The organism is Gaoshiqia sediminis (assembly GCF_025907915.1).
Classification (GTDB): domain Bacteria; phylum Bacteroidota; class Bacteroidia; order Bacteroidales; family Prolixibacteraceae; genus Gaoshiqia; species Gaoshiqia sediminis.
In genome coordinates, this window is record NZ_JAPAAF010000008.1 from 123,003 (window position 1) to 142,175 (window position 19,173).

A 19,173-nucleotide genomic window follows, 5' to 3' on the forward strand; every position below is an offset into this window, starting at 1 on the left:
TCAATGCCGTTTTGCGTAGTGCCTGTTTATCAACCGCTTCAACTGGAAAGCCAGGTATTCAGCTTTCAACCGCTTTGCCGCAGTTGCCGGTTGATCTGTTTCCATCGGCACACGCTGAAAATGGCATTCCATTCGCTCTCGCTTCAAGCCTGCCGTCCCAAAGCTGACGTCGAACAAGCGCTCTTCATGGCAGGCTTCGAAAACACAATCAGGCACGCCCACATCCGAAAACGGGAAAGCAAATGCCTTTATCTGCGGAGCAAAAGTTTGGTTGATCCACGCCATACTCTCCCGGATTTCCTCCAGCTGGCTTTCTTCATCCAACAGCCAAAACTCCGGGTGGTCCATACTGTGGCCGCCGATCGTAAAACCATCCTGTTGCAGGCTGCGGATTTCCGGGGTGGTCATATACGGCTGTCTTTCGGACATTAATTCGTGCCAGTTCAGGCCCAGGTCGGCAGCCAACTCATCCAGCGAATCCAAATCCGCGTATGTATTTTGCAGGCTGATGTGGATATTCTTCTCTTTTAGTAAAGCCGCGATTTCAGAGACTTTGTACCTGTGAAACAAATCCTGGTTGTCCACAAAAGCCGGATTTACAAAGAAAGTGGCCGGCACACCTTTTCGTTTTAAGATGGGGGCTACCACGTCGTAACATTCCCGCAACCCGTCATCAAAGCTAAGATGAAAAGCTTTCGTCAGACTTTTGCCCGACAACAACTCATCCAAACCAACAGGTTTATAATGTTGAAGAAGAAAATCCAGATCAGATTCAAAAGTAGCAACCGAAGGATAGTGATAATTCATCCGATAGGGAAGTTCATCATTACTCACCAAGTGATAAAACGGTAGCAATACCGGCAGTTTTCCCGATCGCAACAAACGAAAAGGCAACATAGCGGAAGCAATATGAACAAACCGGCGAATAGTCTCCCTCATCGCTTCAACCATTTAATGTAGGGCGGAAGGTTGTTCCAGGCCAGGTGGCTGTAATGTTCGGGTGTGGCGCCAAAACCCTGGTAAAGACGGGCCACGCCGGGCACCATCGAACCTTCAAAGTCGAGCACATACTCTTTGCCGGCATGTTCGGCAATAAACCGGTCAACCAGAAAATACATAGCCTGGAGTTTTTTACCGCTCTCGCTGGAGGCGGCGTTCAGGTAGGTGACCCGCTTTTTGTGCCTGATAAAAAAAGCAGCTGCACACAACGAATTATCCTCAGCGTACACGCCATAAATTTGCCCCAGGTTGCGCGAGATGGCAAACGCGAGAATATTGTGCAACTTCAGAAACGTTTGCTTGTTGATTTTCACGGCCATATTTTCTTTCTTAAACTGCAAATACTCCTTAATGGAAACACCGGAAATGCAACTTAACCGGTTTTCTGCAGCCTTGTTCAACTTGCGTTTGGTATGTTTGGAATAGTTTTCGGCCAGGGCACTGTAAGGATCAACCAGCGAAAGCAGATAATTATGCCGGGCTACTGATGCGCCCAACCCATCGACCGGCAAATGCATGGCATTTAAATTTATTTCGGCAAAAGGAAAACGACGCAACAATTCTTCCTGAAACAAGCACCTGATATTCCGGGGAGGTGGCGGAAATATACCCAGTTGCTGACAAAACATGGGCTGATACAGATACGATACGCCCCATTTTTTGTTGTAAGTAAGCGGCATCACATATCGGTAATCGCCCAGCACCAGCGCGTCCCATTTTTCACATACTTTATCGAGGTACCACGATTGGGCATAGATCAGCGAATTAGGCGCTTCGCCCAAACAATAGTCCCATTTGTCCGGGTCAATATCTTCGTAGTCGAGGTAATTCAGTTTATTCGGATCCATCCTTCAAGCTTATTGCCAGTGCGGTCATTTCTTCAAAAACCTGCCTCCAACCGGCCCAGTCTCCCTGATCGCTCAGGCTTTCGTTGTGCCAGATACTGACGAACGTGCCGCCAAACTTTTTCACTTCGAGCATCAGTTTTCGGATTTCATCCAATGCCAGCCCCGGCGAAAGTTTCAGGTAATCTTTCAGGGTAACATCCATTCCCTGAAAAGGAGTAACACGAAGCGATGTTTTCTCCTCAAATTTAAGATCATAAAAATAAAACGGACTGGCAATGCCTGCACGGAAACCCAGACATTCGGCATAGCCCATCGTGTAATCTGTTTTAATGCCAGCCTTTAGCAACCGCCGGTAGGTTTTGGGCAGTTCCAGTCTCAGAAAATGCTGGCGGCTGGCATCTACCATTTCTCCGGTAATATCTTTCAACAGGTTAATTTCGCGGCGCAACTCCGATTTGATCATGGATGAACGGTACGAAGGATGAATGCCAACCGGAAATGTGGCAGCCAATTCGCGGATCAGCTGCCGATAATTTTCGTTTCGGGGCGACACATTCCGGTCGTAACGCCCCGGACGGCCCAGCAAAAAGAAAAAGCGCAGGTGATCAGCCTTTTGTTGATAGACCCGGCGAATATAATTATACGTATCATACGGGTCATCTTCTTTTCCGGCCAATACCCGGAAACGATCCCGGTTCGCCTGGTAGTTTCCGTTCAGCGCAGCCTTCAGTGTTGCACCGGCCATGCGTGGCCAGCTTTTGTTCTTATAGGCCCAGGCATTATCCACATCTATCGTAGTTAAAAAATTGAATGCCGCCTGCTGATACCTGAAGTCGGGATAATGAGATTGAATTTTCCGGGCCAGCAACAAGGCCCATTCATTCACCACCGGACGCTGAAGCAGCTTGTTGCGGTGGAGCACACTGTGGTGTGGCGGGTAACGCCGGTGTTTGCCAAACTGCCGCTCCAGGTATTCTTCGTAACGGCTAACCAGAAAGAAGCCGGCAGCAAACGGATCAAAGGGCAAAAACGAATCGCCGGAACTTTTTAAAAAGCACAGTTCATCGTTACAGGAAATGGCTGTCAAATCCTGGTAGCACAATTCCTTCTGAAACAAGAGTGCATGAGGGCGCAAATTCAACTGACAAAAAGAAAATTCCCGGTTAGAATAGTTCAACCGCGCTCCCTGTGCCCGCTCAAACTCCTGCTCAGTGGTCACAAACAAAACCGGCACCTGCAACAGCTCTTCGAAATAAAGTTCGAAAATGTAGCGTAAGCGGTTGGTCAGTTCCGATGTAAAAACAGTTATCATGAGGATCAATTACAGCATTCCTTCATCAGCAAAGCTAAGATACTGATCATGGGCAATAATCACATGATCGAGTACAGATATTTCCATCAGCGCGGCGGCTTCCTTAATTTTTTTGGTGACTTTCAGGTCCGCTTCGCTGGGCTTCAAGTTCCCGGACGGATGATTGTGGCAAAGGATCAGCGAGCTGGACAATTTATCCAGGGCGGTTTTCAGAATAACACGGACATCAATAACAGTGCCCGTGAGCCCACCCTGGCTGACCATAAACTTATCGATGACCGTATTTGACCGGTTAAGCAGCAGTACCCAGAATTCTTCGTGGCTTAAATCCTCCAGCAACGGACTGAAATAACCAGCAGCATCGCGGCTGTGGGTGATGACCACCTTTTCGGAGGCAGCCTGCTCTTTCCGGCGGCGGCCCAGCTCAAGCGCGGCGATAATGTTCACCGCCTTGGCATCGCCGATGCCTTTAAACTTAAGCAGATCGGGCACCTGCTTACGGCCCAGTTCATTCAGATTATTGTTGGCCGAAGCCAGAATACGGCGTGAAAGCTCAACAGCCGATTCGCTTGGATTGCCCGAACCAATTAAAATTGCCAGCAACTCGGCATCCGACAGGGAACGGGTACCTTTGAGCAGCAGTTTTTCCCGCGGCCGGTCTTCAACTGCCCATTCTTTGATACTTAGTTTTTTATACATCGCCAGGATATGATACGAACTAAGTTATGAAAAATATATGAACCGGACAGCAGGAAGCCAAAAAAAGCCCCTTCTTGCGAAGAGGCCTTCAATATCTTGATTTGTCTTTTTAGAGCTTGTTGATATGAGAAGCAAGACTTGCTTTCAGGTTAGCTGCTTTATTCTTATGAATAACATTTTTCTTAGCCAAACGATCGATCATAGAAGTCACTTTTGGCAATTCAGCCACTGCAGCTTCCTTCTCGGTAGTAGCACGCAACTTTTTCAATGCATTACGCATTGTTTTAGCGTAGTATTTATTTTCGACCTTTTTCTCTTGGTCTTGTCTGATTCTCTTTTTTGACGATTTATGATTTGCCATTTTTCTTATTCCTCAGATAAATTTTTTAAAGTAGCCCGTAGGGGAATCGAACCCCTGCTACCAGGATGAAAACCTGGCGTCCTAACCGCTAGACGAACGGGCCATCATTTGTTTCCCTGAATTTGGGACTGCAAAAATAAGTCATTTTTTTTAGCCTCCAAATATTTTTCAGTATTTTTTCTAAAATCACTCTCTGCTTCGTTTAGTAGAGCTGTTTTTGATTTCAGCGATGCAAAGAAATAGAAGATTTTTGAAACTGCAAATAAAAAAATGAAAAAAATTACCGCCATTCCACAATTGTTCCGCGCGATTTGTTCAACAGGTTCTGGGGCATGGCGGCAACGATCTCTTTCCAAAGCAGTTCGATCAGTTTATTTTTGGCAAAGTGACGCGAATACACCAGGCTCACCTCACGCAAAGGCGTCACATCGTCAAACGCACGCACATGCCTCGACCGCTCGGTGGACATTTCCAGGGCCGCTAATTCCGGTATCAGCGTTATTCCACCTTCTTTGTCGATGATGTTCATGAGCGTCTCCAGCGAGCCGGCCTCAAAATGAAACGGAAGCTCTTCGTTCGACGCTCCTTTATAGGAACACAGATTAATCACCTGATGACGGAAACAATGCCCGTCGCTAAGTAACCAAATTTCGGGCACAGCAATATCCTTCACCTTCACTTCCTGTTTATCGTGAAGCGGATGGTTCTCGTGCACATACAGCATCATTTCCTCGTAAAAAATCGGCTTCTCGCTGATCCGGTCTTCCCGCAGCGGGGTAACCAGGATGCCTACATCCAGCAAATCTCGGTTAAGGTGATCGATGATGTTTTCCGTGGTCAATTCTTCCACCTTGATCAGAATATTGGGGTATTTACGCTTGTAATTTCCTATAAACAGCGGCAACAGGTATGGAGCCAGTGTAGGAATGATCCCGATTTTCAGCTCGCCCGAAATTAGGTTTTTATGATCCTTGACAATGTTGTTTATTTTCTCGGATTCGCCAAGAATAATGCGCGACTGCTCAATGATGCGTTTACCAACATCGGTTGGGATCAGTGGTTGTTTACTGCGGTCGAAAATGACCACCTCCAGGTCTTCTTCCAACTTTTTAACTTGCATACTAAGCGTAGGCTGCGTAATAAAACAATGCTCGGCTGCCCGTCCAAAATGACGAAACGTATCTACCGCAACAATGTATTCCAACTGGGTTAGCGTGATCATGATTTTTCTATTTAATCTCCATAAAAATAGAAATAATCTATTTTAATAAACTATTCCGCCTGAAAAAATTGTTGCCGCAACCATTCAAACAAACCGACAGCCAGGGCATGAGAGACATTCATCGACATACATTTTCCGGTCATGGGGATATGAACCACCAGCTGGCATTGGCTCAACAACTCAGCCGGAAGCCCGTGGGTTTCGCTACCCAGCAGGAATACAATTTTTTCAGGCAGGCGGGTTTCGTAGATATTCACGGACGGCCCGGCCGTTTCAATGGCACAGGTGGTATAGCCGGCAGGGATCATCCCGAAAAAACGGTCGGAGGAAACAAACTGCACCTTGACATTCTTGTAGCTCAGCCCGGCCGTTTTCTTTATGGAAGCTTCTCGCTTGGGACTATCATCATCCAGTAAAAATAATTCTTCGCAACCAATATTGTCGGCCAACCGGATAAGACTGCCAATATTGCCCGGATTTTTAATCTTCCAGGCTGCTATGATCGGTTTCGAGGGCAGTTGCGGATATGGTTGCGACCGAAAAAAAACGACTGAATTTGTTTCCATCCTGATAATTATTAATTTTCTTTGACGTTTTGGGAGTACAAAAGGAACTACTCAAAAACGACCTGACATTTGTGTTCCCGCTTTTCTGGTTTCTGACAATTTATGAAAGAAAAAATGACGAAAATAATAAATCGGTCTGTGACCTTAAACCCATATGCCATGAAACTGATGCCGGCAGTTTTGTTTTTTTTAGCAGTAGCCCTATTTCCCGCCTGTGGCAAATCGGAGCGTCAACAGGCCGCCGAGAAACTCCAGGCAGCCCAATTGCTTTACCAGCAAGGCGACACGGCGCAAGCGCTGTTGCAGGCCGACTCAATCCAAATAGCTTATAAAACAGCCATCCAGGAAATTTCGGCGGCCAAGCAGTTTCAGAAGCAAATCTACGGCGACATCTTGTTCCGCAAGCAGGATGAGCTGGATAAACTCAACCAGGCCGTCGCAGAGTTGGAGAAAAACTTTGTGAAAGAGAAAACCGAGTTCGACCGTTACACCCAATACATCCATAAACGGCAGGAATTTCAGCGGCGCTGGAACAAATCATTCATCCAAATCTACCTGGATGAGCGCGGAGAGCTTTACATTTCGAGCAATTATTACGGCGAAGAATGGCTCAACCATACCGGCATCCGTGTTTACGACGGTGACCTTCAGGCAAAAACCGAAACCATTGAAGTGGGCACCGCCCTGAATCATCAGAGTGATTTCATGAATACAAAATGGGAAAAGGTTTCATACATGGATGGCAAGGACAACGGGGTCATTGAATTTATTGCCACGCATGCCGACTGCAACCTGAAAGCTGTTTTCCTTGGCAAACGTTATTACTATATCATCCTGGAAAGCTACGACAAGCAAGCAGTGATTGACGCCCTGAGCCTGTCGAAAGCGCTCAAACGGCAGGCCGAATTACAGCAAGAAATAACGATGCTTCAAACAAAAGCAGGTTAATTACAGAATTTTCTCAATGGCTTCGGGAGGTTGTGCCAGCACGGCCTTCTTCCCGTTAATGACAATTGGCCGCTGCAACAACCGGGGATTTTCCGCTAAAACCGTCACCCATTCGTCATCACTCATTTCCTTTCCTTTGAACTGGGTTTTATATAACTCTTCCTGGGTACGGACCAGCTCAAAAGCCGACATGCCTGTTTTTTCGATGATGCTGCGAATTTCCGCTTCGGTCAGGCCATCTTTCAGGTAATTGACCACTTCTGTTTTATAACCGTTCTCCTCCAAATACAACAAGCCGGCCCGACTTTTTGAACATCGCGGGTTATGATATATTTTCATGATAATCTGGTGTTTTCCTTTTATGTATTGATAATAATCTTCCTGAGCCCGGTAACGTCCTTCGGCATGTTGCCGGTTATAGTTGTTGGAAAGGGCATTGTCGAGCATACGTGATTTGGTATTATCACGCAATTGAATTTTCAACATCTCTTTCAATTCCTGCTGAATTTCCTCGTTATAAATCGGGCAGGCTACTTCAATCCGACCGTTCAGGTTACGGGGCATCCAGTCGGCCGATGAAATGAAAATTTTCTCGTCGCCACCATTCCCAAACAGGAAAATCCGCGAATGCTCCAGGTATTTATCCACAATACTGATGGCCTCGATATTTTCGCGCACCCCCTCCGATTCGGTGAGCAGGCCAAAAATTCCCCGCACAATCAGCTTAATCTTTACCCCGGCACGGGCAGCTTCGTACAATTTATCCATCATACCCGGATCAATCAGGCTGTTCATTTTCAAAATCATATAAGCCCGGCTGCCCGATTTAGCGAGTTCAATCTCCCGGTCAATCATCTCGGTGAAAAAATCGCGCATGCGGAATGGGCTCACAATCAGATGCCCGTAATTATAATTGCGATAGGTTTGTTTGAAAAAGCTGAAAAGCTTGGCTACCTCGTCGGCAATGCGCGGATCTGCTGTAAGCAAACCTTCGTCGCCGTAAACACGGGCTGTGGATTCGTGGAAATTGCCCGTGCCCACATAAGCATAGTTGCGAAAAACTTTTTTCTCTTTCCGCTTGATCCAGGCTATTTTCGAGTGCACCTTCAACCCCGGCACCCCATTGATGACGTGGGCGCCTTCCTCCTGCAACTTATTGGACCAGTAGATATTGGCCTCCTCGTCAAAACGAGCCAGCAACTCAATAACGACGGTAACTTTTTTTCCGTTCCGGATGGCATTCAACAAGGCATTCACCACCCGCGAATTGTCGGCCACCCGGTAAATCGTAATCCCCAACTCGGTCACCTTAGGGTCGATAGCCGCCTCGCGCAGCAGGTCGATAAAGTGAATGAAACTTTGATACGGATAGTGCAGGATGATGTCCTTTTGCCGGAGCTTTTTCAGGATACTTTCGTGCGGGTGCAAATCCTTATGCCTAATAGGCGTCAGCCGTTTGTAATAATGATGCGGCTCACCGATCTCCGGAAAGTTCATGAAATCTTTATGGTTGTGGTAGCGTCCGCCGGGCACCGTGTTTTCCAGGTCGAGCTTCATCTTTTTGATGATGAAATTGAACAGGTCTTCCGGGATTTGCCGGTCGTAAATCAGACGGACGGGCGTGCCCATTTTTCGTCGTTTAAGGCTCAGCTCCATCTTTTCGATGAAGCTTTTCGAAATGTCCTCATCCAGTTCCAGCTCCGCATCGCGTGTTACTTTGATGGTGTGAGCTTCAAACTTATCGTAATTGAACAAAGGAAAAATATCGGGCATGCAATACCGGATGACATCGTCAAGCATCATCACGAATTTCTTCCCCTGACTCTCGGGCAGCACCAAAAAACGGGACAACGAAAGGCTCGGGACCCGGACCAGCGCATAGGCATACTTCTGCGGTTTGCTTTGGCGCGACAATTTGATGGCCAGATAAACCGAGCGGTCGCGCAGGTAGGGAAACTTATTGGTTTTGCTCAACATGATGGGTACCAGGTTGGGCAACACCTTTTCATGAAAATACCGTTTGACAAAAACGCCCTGTTCCTGTCCCAACTTAGTTTCATCAATCATGAATATGTTTTCAGCAGCCATTTCCGCCATGAGTCGCCGGTAAATTTCCTGCGATTTCAGCTGGTGCTGGAACACAACTTCCTGGATTTCCTCGTGCAAATCTTCGGGCGTAAAATTCCCCAGCAACGTACCATCGTCGCCATAATCGACCATCCGCCGAACGGAGGCCACCCGCACCCGGAAAAATTCATCCAGGTTATTCGAAAAAATGCCGATAAACCGAAGCCGTTCGAACAAAGGAACGTTGGGATCGTCGGCTTCCTGCAACACACGGGCATTGAATGACAGCCAACTGATTTCCCTGTTTATGTAGTCATTGATGTTTTGCATCCCCATCTCCTTTCTTTTATGTAAGAAAGCAGGAATTTATGAAATGTTCAAGTAAAAATCAGGAAATCTTCACCAATGAGGCTGCTTTTTGAAAGATTTCGTCCAACGAATGATTTTCCCGGAAAGTTCCAAACGGAATCAGTTCCGCAGGATTCGACTTATCGGCTTCCGGCAGCGAAAGTTCCCACCAGCCCACAGAATGCCATTGCCCCAGTTTGAAACCCACCCGATTGAAAACGCCACAAGGTTTAAAGCCCATTTGTTCGTGCAAGCGAACACTGCCTTCATTGGGCAGGGTAATTACGGCCAGCAAATTGGCTACATGCTGCCTGGCCAAGAGTTCAAACAGGGCCAAGTACAAAGCCCGGGCAACCTGCTTCCGCTGAAAAGCATCGTGCACGTAAACCGACACTTCCTTATTCCAACGATACGAAGCCCTTGTGCGGTATGGCCCGGCATAGGCATACCCGGCGAGCTGTCCGCCAATCTCACAAACCAAGAAAGGACATTCTTCCAGAATGGAATTGATCCGCTGCCGGAACTCATCCAACGAGGGAACTTCTTCTTCGAAGGTGACCGCCGTATCCAAGATGTAGGGATAATAAATCGCCAGGATCTCCGGCGCGTCATCGGGTGTCGCCAGCCGAATTTGCACGTTGTTATTCATCACCAAATTGCATCAAAAACGCTTTGATAAAACCGTCGATTTCGCCATCGAGCACGGCCTGCACATTTCCAGTTTCATGTCCGGTACGCACATCTTTAACCAATTTGTACGGCTGAAGGACGTAAGAGCGGATTTGAGAGCCCCACTCAATTTTCTTCTTTTGCGACTCGATTTGCTGAACCGCTTCGCGTCGTTTGCGCAGCTCCAGCTCGTACAGTTGCGACTTGAGCAAACGAAGGGCATTCTCTTTGTTTCCGAGCTGTGAACGGCTTTCGGTATTTTCGATGATGATACCGGTGGGAGCATGGCGCAGCCTCACCCCGGTTTCCACCTTGTTCACATTTTGTCCTCCTGCCCCGCCCGATCGGAACGTGTCCCAGGTAATGTCAGCCGGATTGATTTCGATCTCGATAGAGTCGTCCACCAGTGGGGCAACAAATACCGAAGTAAAGGAGGTCATCCGCTTATTTTGTGCATTGAAGGGCGACAAACGTACCAACCGGTGCACACCGTTTTCGCTCTTCAGGTAGCCATAGGCATAATCACCCTCAAACTCGATGGTGCAATTTTTCACCCCCACTTCGTCGCCGGCATTGAATTCGGAAACCTTCACTTTATAGCCTTCTTTTTCGCCCCAGCGCAGGTACATGCGCATAAGCATGTCGGCCCAGTCGTTGCTTTCGGTACCACCAGCTCCCGCATTGATCCTCAAAACAGCGCCCAGCTTATCCTCTTCCTTCCGGAGCATATTCTTGGTTTCCAACTGCTCCACCAACAACAGGGTTTCGTTGAACTGGTCGGTTATTTCTTCCTCTTCGGCCTCTCCGGCTTCAAAAAAATCAAACATGACCTGCAAATCTTCCATGGCCTGGTTTACTTTGTCAAAGCCCTCGGTCCACACCTTGATCGACCGGATCGTCCGCATTTGCTCCTCGGCCTCTTTGGGCTTGTTCCAAAACTCAGGATCCTGCGTTTTGAGGTCTTCTTCTTTTAACTGAATTAACTTTGCATCGTAGTCAAAGATGCCTCCTCAGCGCATCCCGGCGCTCAGCAAGCTCTTTGAGTTGCTCCTTAAAAATCATATCGTTTTGTTTTTAGTTTCGCAAAAGTAGGAAATCAAGCGGGATTATTCAACCCTTACAGCATTATAAACCGTTGACGAACGGAAACGCGAAAGGCGGATAAACCGACCGCTTATCCGCCTTTCCGGAGTGATGAATGAAAATTAGTTGCCGCCCCAAACAGCCGTGGCTGTTGCAATGGATTTCGCCTGCAAATTAAGCGACGTACCGGTAGGTTCATACATGAAAGCGTGAACTTCAACGGCATAGGTTTCACCGTCTTCCGCAGTTTGGCCACTTGCCCAGGATGCCGTGGAACTACTGATATTGAAACCTGTGCTGCTGCCGGTTAAGGCGGCGCTGATGAATACGGTGGCGTTGTTTGCATCTTTCATCAGGACGACAAAATAATCGGCATTGTCCATTTCTTCCCAGGTTATCTCGATCCGACTGCCCGTAGCATTGTACTCACACTTGGTGAGCGTGGCCGGATCAATGATATCATCCGTCAATTCGTCGGTGGACACCAGCGTCTCCCCGCGCTTCAGGTTCATCGTAAACTCGTAGGTTCCAACTACGGGAAGTTCATCCAAATAGTCTTCATCATCGGTTTCAAAATAAAACTCATACTCGTACCCGCTGTAGGATTTGAGCGAAAAGCTCGTGCCGTCGTCGTCAACCGCCGTGACCGACGAAAAAGGCAGATTGCCCATCGCATGCAGCGCCAGCCCATGTACGGGTACATCCCCAACAACCTTCGTTACAATAAACGCATCGCCATCGCCATCGGCAATTATCTCCTCATTGTCGCAGGCCCAAAAACCCGCCAGCAAGGCTAATCCCAAAACGGGAAAGAACATTTTTTTCATAGTCATTCTGTTTTTCATTTGTGAAAATTCATTTCTTACCAGATGAAACGGAACCGAAATAGTTGCGGCTACACCCTAATTTTCCTTTGAAATATTTTCATCAGCCCCAAAAGAGGAAGCCGTTCTACGACTCAACGCAGCTGTCAATTCTTTATTTTTTTCGGGTATTAAAAGACTAAAATACAAAATCTAACTGAATTTTATCTCAGCGTGTTGGTTTGGGTTCAAAAATAAAAGATTATCTTTGCGCCACATTTTAACAAATTGTTTATCAATTAAATTTTCATTCAATGCCAGCAAAAATCAGATTGCAGCGACATGGTCGCAAACGTTACGCTTACTACCACATTGTGGTAGCTGATAGCAGGGCACCACGAGATGGTCGTTTCATTGAAAGGATTGGATCTTATAATCCAAATACAAATCCTGCTACGATCGATCTTGATTTTGATAAAGCTTTAAACTGGCTGAACAATGGTGCCCAACCGACTGACACTGTAAAGGCAATTTTGTCGTACAGAGGAGTGTTGTACATGAAACACCTGCAAGGCGGGGTAGCCAAAGGTGCTTTCACGGAAGAAGAGGCCGAACGCCGTTTCAACGCATGGATGGCTGAAAAAGAGTCGAAAATCCAGGCTAAAAAAGACCGCTTGTCAAAAGATGCTGACACATCGAAAAAAGCACGTCTGGAGGCAGAAGCCAAAGTTAACGAAGAAAGGGCCGCCGCGCTTGCCAAAAAACAAGCCGAATTGGCTGCCGAAGCTCAAGCTGCTGTTGCAGCCGAAGCCTCAGAAGAAGTTGCAGAAGAAGCACCCGCTGCTGACGCTGCTGCCGAAGGCGAACAAACAGCTGAATAAGCTGGGGTCGGCACTGTTTTTAAGGAGAAAATCGCTTAATACAGATATCGATCAAAAAAAGCGGAGGACCAACATCCTCCGCTTTTTCATTTTCCAAACCACGCCCCAATAATTTACTCCTCCTCCGGAGTAAGAATCCACTCGGGATCGTACAGAAAGTCGTTATACGGGAAGCGGGTCACATGCACCTTCAGCACTTCCTCATATAAGGTTTTCTTAAATTCATCCACATTCTGCTTTTCAATTGCCGAAATAAACAAAGAGGGGGTATTCTTCTTGCCCATCCAGCTGTTCTTCCAGTCCTCCAGCGAAAAATTCGCTTTGGTCTTCGGGCTCAGGTCGTGCTCATCTTTACGGATATAATCGAAAGCATCAATCTTATTGAACACATAAATGGTCGTTTTATCGCCAGCTTCAATTTCGCTCAAGGTCTGGGTTACCGTATCAATCTGTTCCTCAAAACCGGGATGCGAAATATCTACTACATGCACCAGCACATCAGCCTCGCGCACCTCATCCAGCGTTGACTTGAACGACTCAACCAGGCCATGGGGCAATTTGCGAATAAATCCAACCGTATCGGAAAGCAGGAAAGGCAAGTTCCCGATCACAACTTTACGGACAGTGGTATCGAGCGTAGCGAACAGCTTATTTTCGGCAAACACTTCCGACTTGGCCAGCATGTTCATAATGGTTGACTTGCCCACATTGGTATAGCCCACCAACGCTACACGAACGAGCTTCCCACGGTTTTTTCGTTGTGTGGCCTTCTGCCTGTCAATTTTCACCAGCTGCTCTTTCAGGCGGGCAATTTTATCAAGAATAATACGCCGGTCGGTTTCTATCTGGGTTTCCCCCGGGCCGCGCATACCGATCCCCCCACGCTGACGTTCCAGGTGTGTCCACATACGGGTCAGCCGCGGAAGTAAGTACTGGTACTGGGCCAACTCCACCTGGGTTTTGGCATGGGCTGTCTGTGCCCGTTTGGCAAAAATATCCAGGATCAGGTTCGTGCGGTCAAGCACCTTGCACTCCAGGGTGCGCTCGATGTTGCGCAACTGGGTAGGACTCAGTTCGTCATCAAAAATCACCGTATCTACCTCATGAATCTTGATGTAGTTCTGAATTTCTTCGAGCTTACCCGAACCAACAAAGGTGACCGGATTGGGAATGTCCAACCGCTGAAAGAACTGCTTTTTCACGACAGCCCCGGCTGTGTCAGCCAAAAATTCAAGCTCGTCCAAATATTCCTGAGCCTGCTTTTCATCCTGGTCCTGATTAATCAGGCCAACCAAAACGGCGGTTTCCTGTTGCGGAGATGTATCGATCATTCAACTAAAGTTTAAGCCATAAAAAAACCTGGTCCCGAAAGATTCGAAACCAGGATTTTCGTACTAACAAATATCGTTATTGCAATACAAAGCTAATAGGCACCGTATAAGATACACGTACGGCCTTACCCCTTTGCATACCTGGTTTCCATTTTGGAAGGCTGTTTACTACACGAAGGGCTTCTTTATCCAACGAAGCATCCACGCCACGGGCAATACGGGCATTGGTTACGCTTCCGTCTTTATCCACCACAAAGTTGACATACACTTTTCCCTGAATACCGTTCTCCTGTGCAATCACCGGATACTTGATGGCGTTGGCAATAAATTTTCTCAAAGCCAGCTCGCCCCCGGGAAATTCGGGCATGTCTTCTACAATAAAGAATACCTCACTCTCTTCAGCTTCTTCCTCTTCACGCTGGATTACCGGAGCCACATCGATAACCGTTTGATCGTCAGCTTCGGTATCTTCCAGTTCCAATTCGTCTTCAATTTCCGTGTCGTCGTCTACAATCGTCAACACCTCAACAACTTTTGGTGGTGGTGGTGGTGGCGGTGGTTTTACCTCTTCCTGGCGGGTAATCGGAATAATCTCGTCTTCAACCTCTTGTTGCATTACCGTACCCAGCGAAGCTGCCTGATCGACCTTTGAGGTCCATTCAAATGCCAGTAATGTAAGGCCCAGAGAGATCACTAACCCGACCTGAACAAAGATATTTCTTTTGCTCTCAAGATCAGCTTTAGGTGATTTCTTTAATTCCATAATTCAGTTTTAGAAGTTTATTCTTGTTACAGAAACTTTTTACTTTTGAGGGCTTAAAGATAGAAAATAATCTTCAAAAGCAACAACCGGCCCCCAAAATATTCACGGATTTGAAAAATCGCATCCTACACAACTTTTATTGTAACACAAAGGTGACGGGAATGTGATAACTAACCCGCACCGCTCGACCTGCCTGCATTCCGGGTTTCCAGCGCGGCATGTTGCCCACCACCCGCAAAGCCTCGCGGTCGAGTGAGGAATCAACGCCACGAACGATGATTGCATCACTGATGCTGCCATCGATATTGACGACAAAACGAACCAATACCTTACCCTGAATGTCGTTTTCCTGCGCCAACACCGGGTATTTAATGTTCTGGCTGATAAAATGCAGCAGGGCTGTCATGCCACCGGGAAACTCAGGCATCTGCTCGGCAAAGTTAACGACAACTTGTTCATCGGTTTCTGCAGGACGCTCGGCCACAAGGGTATTGACGAAGATCGCCTCACCGGCATCAATTTCCGTGTTGAATAGATCCGGCTCCAGTTCGTTAGTTTCGCGGGTATCGTCCACCAGGATGATTTCTTCGATAACCATCGGCGGTGGCGCTACTTTCCGCTCCGGTTCGGTGGACGGAATAACGATTTCATCCGGGGCGTCCCAGTCCACTTGCCCCATTTGAGGCGGAGTCTTTACGGGTGTTTTCCAACTAAAAGACAAGAGCACGAGGGCGAGGGAAACCACCAGCCCGATTGCAAAAAAGAATGGTCGCCGGGACTCCAGGTCGGCCTGTTTCGTTTTTTTTGTTTTCATGACGATTGTTTTAGGTTTGATAAAACTTTGGCTTTCAGTGCTAAAAACAAAAATCAAACCAAAAAGCAATTTTTCAGGATGGAGTTTTGAAAATATTACTATATTTGCCGTGCAAAATGCGATGGGGGATTAGCTCAGTTGGCTAGAGCGTTTGACTGGCAGTCAAAAGGTCATCGGTTCGATTCCGATATTCTCCACTGAAAATCAAGGAGTTACAATCAAAAATTGTAACTCCTTTTTCATTTGTACTAACAAAAGTACTAACAAAAAAGCCGCTTCTTTTCAGAAAGCGGCTTGCTAAAATTCTTTGAAACACCATCGACTAAGATACCACAACTTCACCCAGGTAGGTACTATTAGATACCTCCGATAGGTTTTCGTTCTGGAATGCAATGTAGCAATTCAACTCATCCGAGGCAAATGCTGAGGGAACGGTTACCACTTGACTTCCTGCTGAACGAGTACTGCCACCGATCACAGTTACAGCCTGCTTTTTCAACGGATTGTAAAGAACCAACAGTACCTGGTCTGTCGCCAGGGCTGCTCCATCGCCAGAATTATCCTCCCAGGTAAAATTGACCTGTCCGGGAACAGTTGAAGCTGCCGTCGCATTGAGTGCTCCGGGAAGACTTCCCCGGGAAACCAATGCATCGGCATAGTTGATGAAATAATCCGGATAGTCGCCCAGGATTGCATTCCGAAGCGTGTAAGCCATCGCTGCGTTGAAAGCACTCATCTTAACTGCATAATTTTTGAACCCTACACGAATAAAACTGGTTAGCGGTTGCAGAAAGCTAATTGCAGTTGCGAATCTGGTTCGCTGATCCATTTGAGCTGGCGTTCTTGGATTAGAAACACTGGCAGCTACACTTCGCATGTAGTCGATGCCCTTCCAGCTACCACCGATGACTGTTCCGACCTTGCCGGAGAAGCCACCTAAGATTCCTTGTGAAATTTTACCCATGGCAATAAAAAATTAACTATTGAACATTGTTTATATGGACTTGGTATGGAGTTGGTATTAGCTTTCTCCAAACAAGTTAATCTAAGTTATCAATAATACACACAGGGGTTTAGCTGCCGGAATATCGTGCTTTACAATGCGTCAATTTGCGTTTAGCCGGGCAGACTTTGATCATTGAGCAGCATGGGGCTTCATTGAACGCTTAGGCACCCGGGAAGTTTAGGGGATGAAATGACCAAAAGGAAACGGAATAAATGGGTTGTGTGCGGGGATGTGGGTTTATGCCGTAGTCTTTTGGACAATTTCAGACCCGGGGCTTATCTTTCCTAAGCGGTCAATGAAGCCGTGAGGGAAGGTTGGCTCGGGATGGACGGATGGGGTAAACAATTTCGCAGGGCATACCGCTGATCGGGTTGGGGGAAGCGGGGGTGGCGGCTGAATGGAATGCAGCGAATTGGGTTGGGTGGAATGGAGCTTCGATGTTGGCTGTCAGGGTGGCTTGGTGCGGTTGGGACAGCCAAGGTGAAGCGGAATGGAACGGCGGGTTGGGTGAGCGAAATGGAATGAAGACGGCACTCCCGCGCGGGTTGCCGAGGTGGCTGAGTGAGCCGGAACGCAAGGGCACGAAGGTTGGCGGAACGTAGTGGAGCCACTGAAGTGTCCTGAAGTGAGGGGGAACGAAGCTGCCGCAGGCATTGGCCGTTAAACACTTCATGCCCTGCACCGCTGAAAGGGTGGCGGGGATTTTTGAGGCCGTTTGGCTGGGTGTCGGGCTTAGGAGGATGCCGGGTTTCCGGGTGCGCGGGGGGCAATTTTTACATAATGGCCCTATAGGACAGAGCGGAGCCGCTTAAGCGCGTAAGTAAGCCCATAATTAATCTTCTTGCTGCTTTGGCTTGGAGTGCAACGGAAAGGCAAAGTAGCAAGGCCGCTGTTAGCCTAAAAGCGGGTACGCGTAGGCACGGAGCGTACCGGCTGCAAGGCGTTAGGGCTTACGGAGCGGGAGGCGTAGCGGGTGTTCTATAGGAAGCTGTTATGTAAAGATTGCCGGAGGGAGGGGTGACAGTTTCAAGTTTCAGGTTTCAAGTTTCAAGTTCCAGGTTCGGGCTTGTGTTTGTTGCTTTGGGGTTGTGGTTTGTATCGTTACAAACGACGGGCAGGGAAGCTCTCGTTGCCGCTTCGCTCCAATGAGAGGGAGGCGGGAAATCGGATTAAAAATCCGGATTTAGCAGGGTCGGGATACAAATCCCGACAGCTGAGGCCACACAGAATATGCCAACAAAAGTTAAGCAACAAGGAAGCAAAACAGTTATTGTCCCCAGTCGTTTGGATCAACGATTGTTGAAGCGATATATCGGTATGGTTTTGCTCCTTCTTGATTGGCATTGTTCCAATAGTAAATTATAACTATTTTTCCGTCCGGCCTTTGAACCATCCGAGGATAACCCACGTCGCGAGTAGCGCCGTCGCCACTGCGGAGAACGATTTCATCGCCCCAGTTTCTGCCGTTATCGGAACTAAACCTGATGTTTACACGAGATCCCGTTTCACTGCGATAGATATACGCCAAGGCCAATCTACCATCGTTTAGTTTTACCAAAGTCGGTGGTGATCCTCCTTTACCGGTATCAGCTACCGGGTCCTTCAGTTTTTCCCATGTTTTACCATTATCTTTTGTCAGATAGCTGGTTAATAAATCCTGCTTATCTTTAGTCCGGGTTCGAATAACGGTCAGCAATTCGGTGGTCGACAAACGTAATGAGGAGGGCATTATGTCAAAGCCATCGGATTCCGCACCAATCCAAGATACGATATGCCAGTTTATACCACCATCGGTAGTCCGAACCAATGCCACCCTGCCCTCCTTACCATTCGGCTTGGCAACCGTAATAAAAGCACTTAGTTCCTTTTCTCCATCAATGCTATAATCGGTACGAGTAGCCACGCCATTTTTATCTATATCAGGAAAAATAAAAGGGCCCTTCCAATTTACCCCCTTGTTATTAGAATAATAGAAATGAGAAGGTCCATTGTGGTTGTTATGCCTAAGAAAAGTGAGGATAAAATTGGGATTTGAAAAATCTCCAACCGGTTCACTCATGGGTGTTGGAACGACAGCATATTCATCGTCAATGGCATTATCCTGTCCCTTTGCTGTTTGCCCGTGATCAAAAGCATCTTCAATCAACCAGGTTTGGCCGCCATCTTTGCTTCTTGCGTACTTGTTCCTTGCCGTTTTAGGATCGTAGGGATGTAATCCTTTTGCTTCCCTAAAAGCTGCTTCCACAAATCCAACCAATATTTCGTTATCCCAGGACCATATTCCATGATTTGCCGGCCATCCAGCATAACGACCTTCTTGATAGAAAACAATTCCATGTTTGATATAGGGATCGTGTACATTCTTTTTCTTGTCAGGATTATTGTGACAAGATGCTGCCAGGATCATGAATCCTACACTAAAGAGCAAAACTAATTTCGAATATTTCGTCATC

General features: G+C 47.3%; 19 protein-coding genes and 2 tRNA genes. 4 read left to right on the plus strand and 17 right to left on the minus strand.

Annotated elements, in window-relative coordinates:
- The 8 genes from N2K84_RS08205 to N2K84_RS08240 all read right to left on the minus strand — a co-directional run bounded on the left by N2K84_RS08205 (position 1) and on the right by N2K84_RS08240 (position 6,007).
- A complete protein-coding gene (locus N2K84_RS08205) occupies positions 1-939 on the minus strand; it encodes a polysaccharide deacetylase family protein (RefSeq protein WP_282591312.1) in 939 nt (312 codons plus the stop codon).
- Positions 936-1,847 carry a GNAT family protein gene (locus tag N2K84_RS08210; RefSeq protein ID WP_282591313.1) on the minus strand — a complete coding sequence of 304 codons (912 nt, stop codon included), beginning with the start codon at positions 1,845-1,847 and terminating at the stop codon, positions 936-938. The genes N2K84_RS08205 and N2K84_RS08210 overlap by 4 nt, the downstream gene beginning before the upstream one ends.
- On the minus strand, positions 1,834-3,159 hold the full coding sequence (locus tag N2K84_RS08215) for a polysaccharide deacetylase family protein (RefSeq protein WP_282591314.1): 1,326 nt from the start codon (positions 3,157-3,159) through the stop codon (positions 1,834-1,836). The genes N2K84_RS08210 and N2K84_RS08215 overlap by 14 nt, the downstream gene beginning before the upstream one ends.
- A 9-nt stretch (positions 3,160-3,168) precedes the next feature.
- Positions 3,169-3,858, minus strand: coding sequence for a RadC family protein (gene radC, locus N2K84_RS08220; protein WP_282591315.1), 690 nt, complete (start codon positions 3,856-3,858; stop codon positions 3,169-3,171).
- A 109-nt stretch (positions 3,859-3,967) separates the two neighbouring features.
- Entirely contained in the window at positions 3,968-4,219 is a 252-nt protein-coding gene (rpsT, locus tag N2K84_RS08225; RefSeq protein ID WP_282591316.1) for a 30S ribosomal protein S20, read from the minus strand.
- 31 nt (positions 4,220-4,250) lie between these two features.
- Positions 4,251-4,322 (minus strand) — tRNA-Glu (locus tag N2K84_RS08230).
- Between the two features lie 177 nt (positions 4,323-4,499).
- Positions 4,500-5,441 carry a hydrogen peroxide-inducible genes activator gene (locus N2K84_RS08235; RefSeq protein ID WP_282591317.1) on the minus strand — a complete coding sequence of 314 codons (942 nt, stop codon included), beginning with the start codon at positions 5,439-5,441 and terminating at the stop codon, positions 4,500-4,502.
- Positions 5,442-5,491: 50 nt separating this feature from the next.
- The gene (locus N2K84_RS08240) at positions 5,492-6,007 is read right to left on the minus strand and encodes a TrmH family RNA methyltransferase (protein WP_282591318.1); all 516 of its coding nucleotides are present in this window, start codon (positions 6,005-6,007) and stop codon (positions 5,492-5,494) included.
- A 159-nt stretch (positions 6,008-6,166) separates the two neighbouring features.
- On the opposite strand from N2K84_RS08240, the gene N2K84_RS08245 reads away from it, so the two are divergent.
- Positions 6,167-6,955, plus strand: coding sequence for a hypothetical protein (locus tag N2K84_RS08245; RefSeq protein WP_282591319.1), 789 nt, complete (start codon positions 6,167-6,169; stop codon positions 6,953-6,955).
- Here N2K84_RS08245 and ppk1 read toward each other — a convergent pair whose 3' ends face one another.
- From ppk1 to N2K84_RS08265, 4 genes are all read right to left on the minus strand, one after another.
- Entirely contained in the window at positions 6,956-9,352 is a 2,397-nt protein-coding gene (gene ppk1, locus N2K84_RS08250) for a polyphosphate kinase 1 (RefSeq protein ID WP_282591320.1), read from the minus strand.
- A gap of 58 nt (positions 9,353-9,410) precedes the next feature.
- Positions 9,411-10,019, minus strand: coding sequence for a GNAT family N-acetyltransferase (locus N2K84_RS08255; RefSeq protein ID WP_282591321.1), 609 nt, complete (start codon positions 10,017-10,019; stop codon positions 9,411-9,413).
- A protein-coding gene (gene prfB / locus N2K84_RS08260; protein WP_428221983.1) for a peptide chain release factor 2 occupies positions 10,012-11,101 on the minus strand; the annotation gives its coding sequence in 2 pieces (ribosomal slippage) (positions 10,012-11,046 and positions 11,048-11,101; 1,089 coding nt in all). The genes N2K84_RS08255 and prfB overlap by 8 nt, the downstream gene beginning before the upstream one ends.
- A gap of 143 nt (positions 11,102-11,244) precedes the next feature.
- Positions 11,245-11,949 carry a hypothetical protein gene (locus N2K84_RS08265; protein WP_282591323.1) on the minus strand — a complete coding sequence of 235 codons (705 nt, stop codon included), beginning with the start codon at positions 11,947-11,949 and terminating at the stop codon, positions 11,245-11,247.
- Positions 11,950-12,239: 290 nt separating this feature from the next.
- Here N2K84_RS08265 and N2K84_RS08270 point away from each other — a divergent pair, with 290 nt between their 5' ends.
- Positions 12,240-12,806: a 30S ribosomal protein S16 gene (locus tag N2K84_RS08270; RefSeq protein ID WP_282591324.1), complete on the plus strand. Its 567-nt coding sequence runs from the start codon at positions 12,240-12,242 to the stop codon at positions 12,804-12,806.
- Between the two features lie 113 nt (positions 12,807-12,919).
- On the opposite strand, the gene hflX is transcribed toward N2K84_RS08270, so the two are convergent.
- The 3 genes from hflX to N2K84_RS08285 form a co-directional block, all read right to left on the minus strand.
- A complete protein-coding gene (gene hflX / locus N2K84_RS08275; RefSeq protein ID WP_282591325.1) occupies positions 12,920-14,137 on the minus strand; it encodes a GTPase HflX in 1,218 nt (405 codons plus the stop codon).
- A 76-nt stretch (positions 14,138-14,213) separates the two neighbouring features.
- On the minus strand, positions 14,214-14,900 hold the full coding sequence (locus N2K84_RS08280) for an energy transducer TonB (protein WP_282591326.1): 687 nt from the start codon (positions 14,898-14,900) through the stop codon (positions 14,214-14,216).
- Between the two features lie 136 nt (positions 14,901-15,036).
- Positions 15,037-15,714, minus strand: coding sequence for an energy transducer TonB (locus tag N2K84_RS08285; protein WP_282591327.1), 678 nt, complete (start codon positions 15,712-15,714; stop codon positions 15,037-15,039).
- A 123-nt stretch (positions 15,715-15,837) separates the two neighbouring features.
- Here N2K84_RS08285 and N2K84_RS08290 point away from each other — a divergent pair.
- Positions 15,838-15,911, plus strand: a tRNA-Ala gene (locus N2K84_RS08290).
- 125 nt (positions 15,912-16,036) lie between these two features.
- Here N2K84_RS08290 and N2K84_RS08295 read toward each other — a convergent pair.
- Positions 16,037-16,678 (minus strand): DUF6266 family protein, encoded by a 642-nt coding sequence (locus tag N2K84_RS08295; protein ID WP_282591328.1) that lies wholly within the window; start codon positions 16,676-16,678, stop codon positions 16,037-16,039.
- 479 nt (positions 16,679-17,157) lie between these two features.
- On the opposite strand from N2K84_RS08295, the gene N2K84_RS08300 reads away from it, so the two are divergent.
- Positions 17,158-17,322, plus strand: a complete 165-nt coding sequence (locus tag N2K84_RS08300) for a hypothetical protein (RefSeq protein WP_282591329.1) — start codon at positions 17,158-17,160, stop codon at positions 17,320-17,322.
- Between the two features lie 665 nt (positions 17,323-17,987).
- On the opposite strand, the gene N2K84_RS08305 is transcribed toward N2K84_RS08300, so the two are convergent.
- Positions 17,988-19,172 (minus strand): sialidase family protein, encoded by a 1,185-nt coding sequence (locus tag N2K84_RS08305; protein WP_282591330.1) that lies wholly within the window; start codon positions 19,170-19,172, stop codon positions 17,988-17,990.
- Position 19,173: the final 1 nt, after the last annotated feature.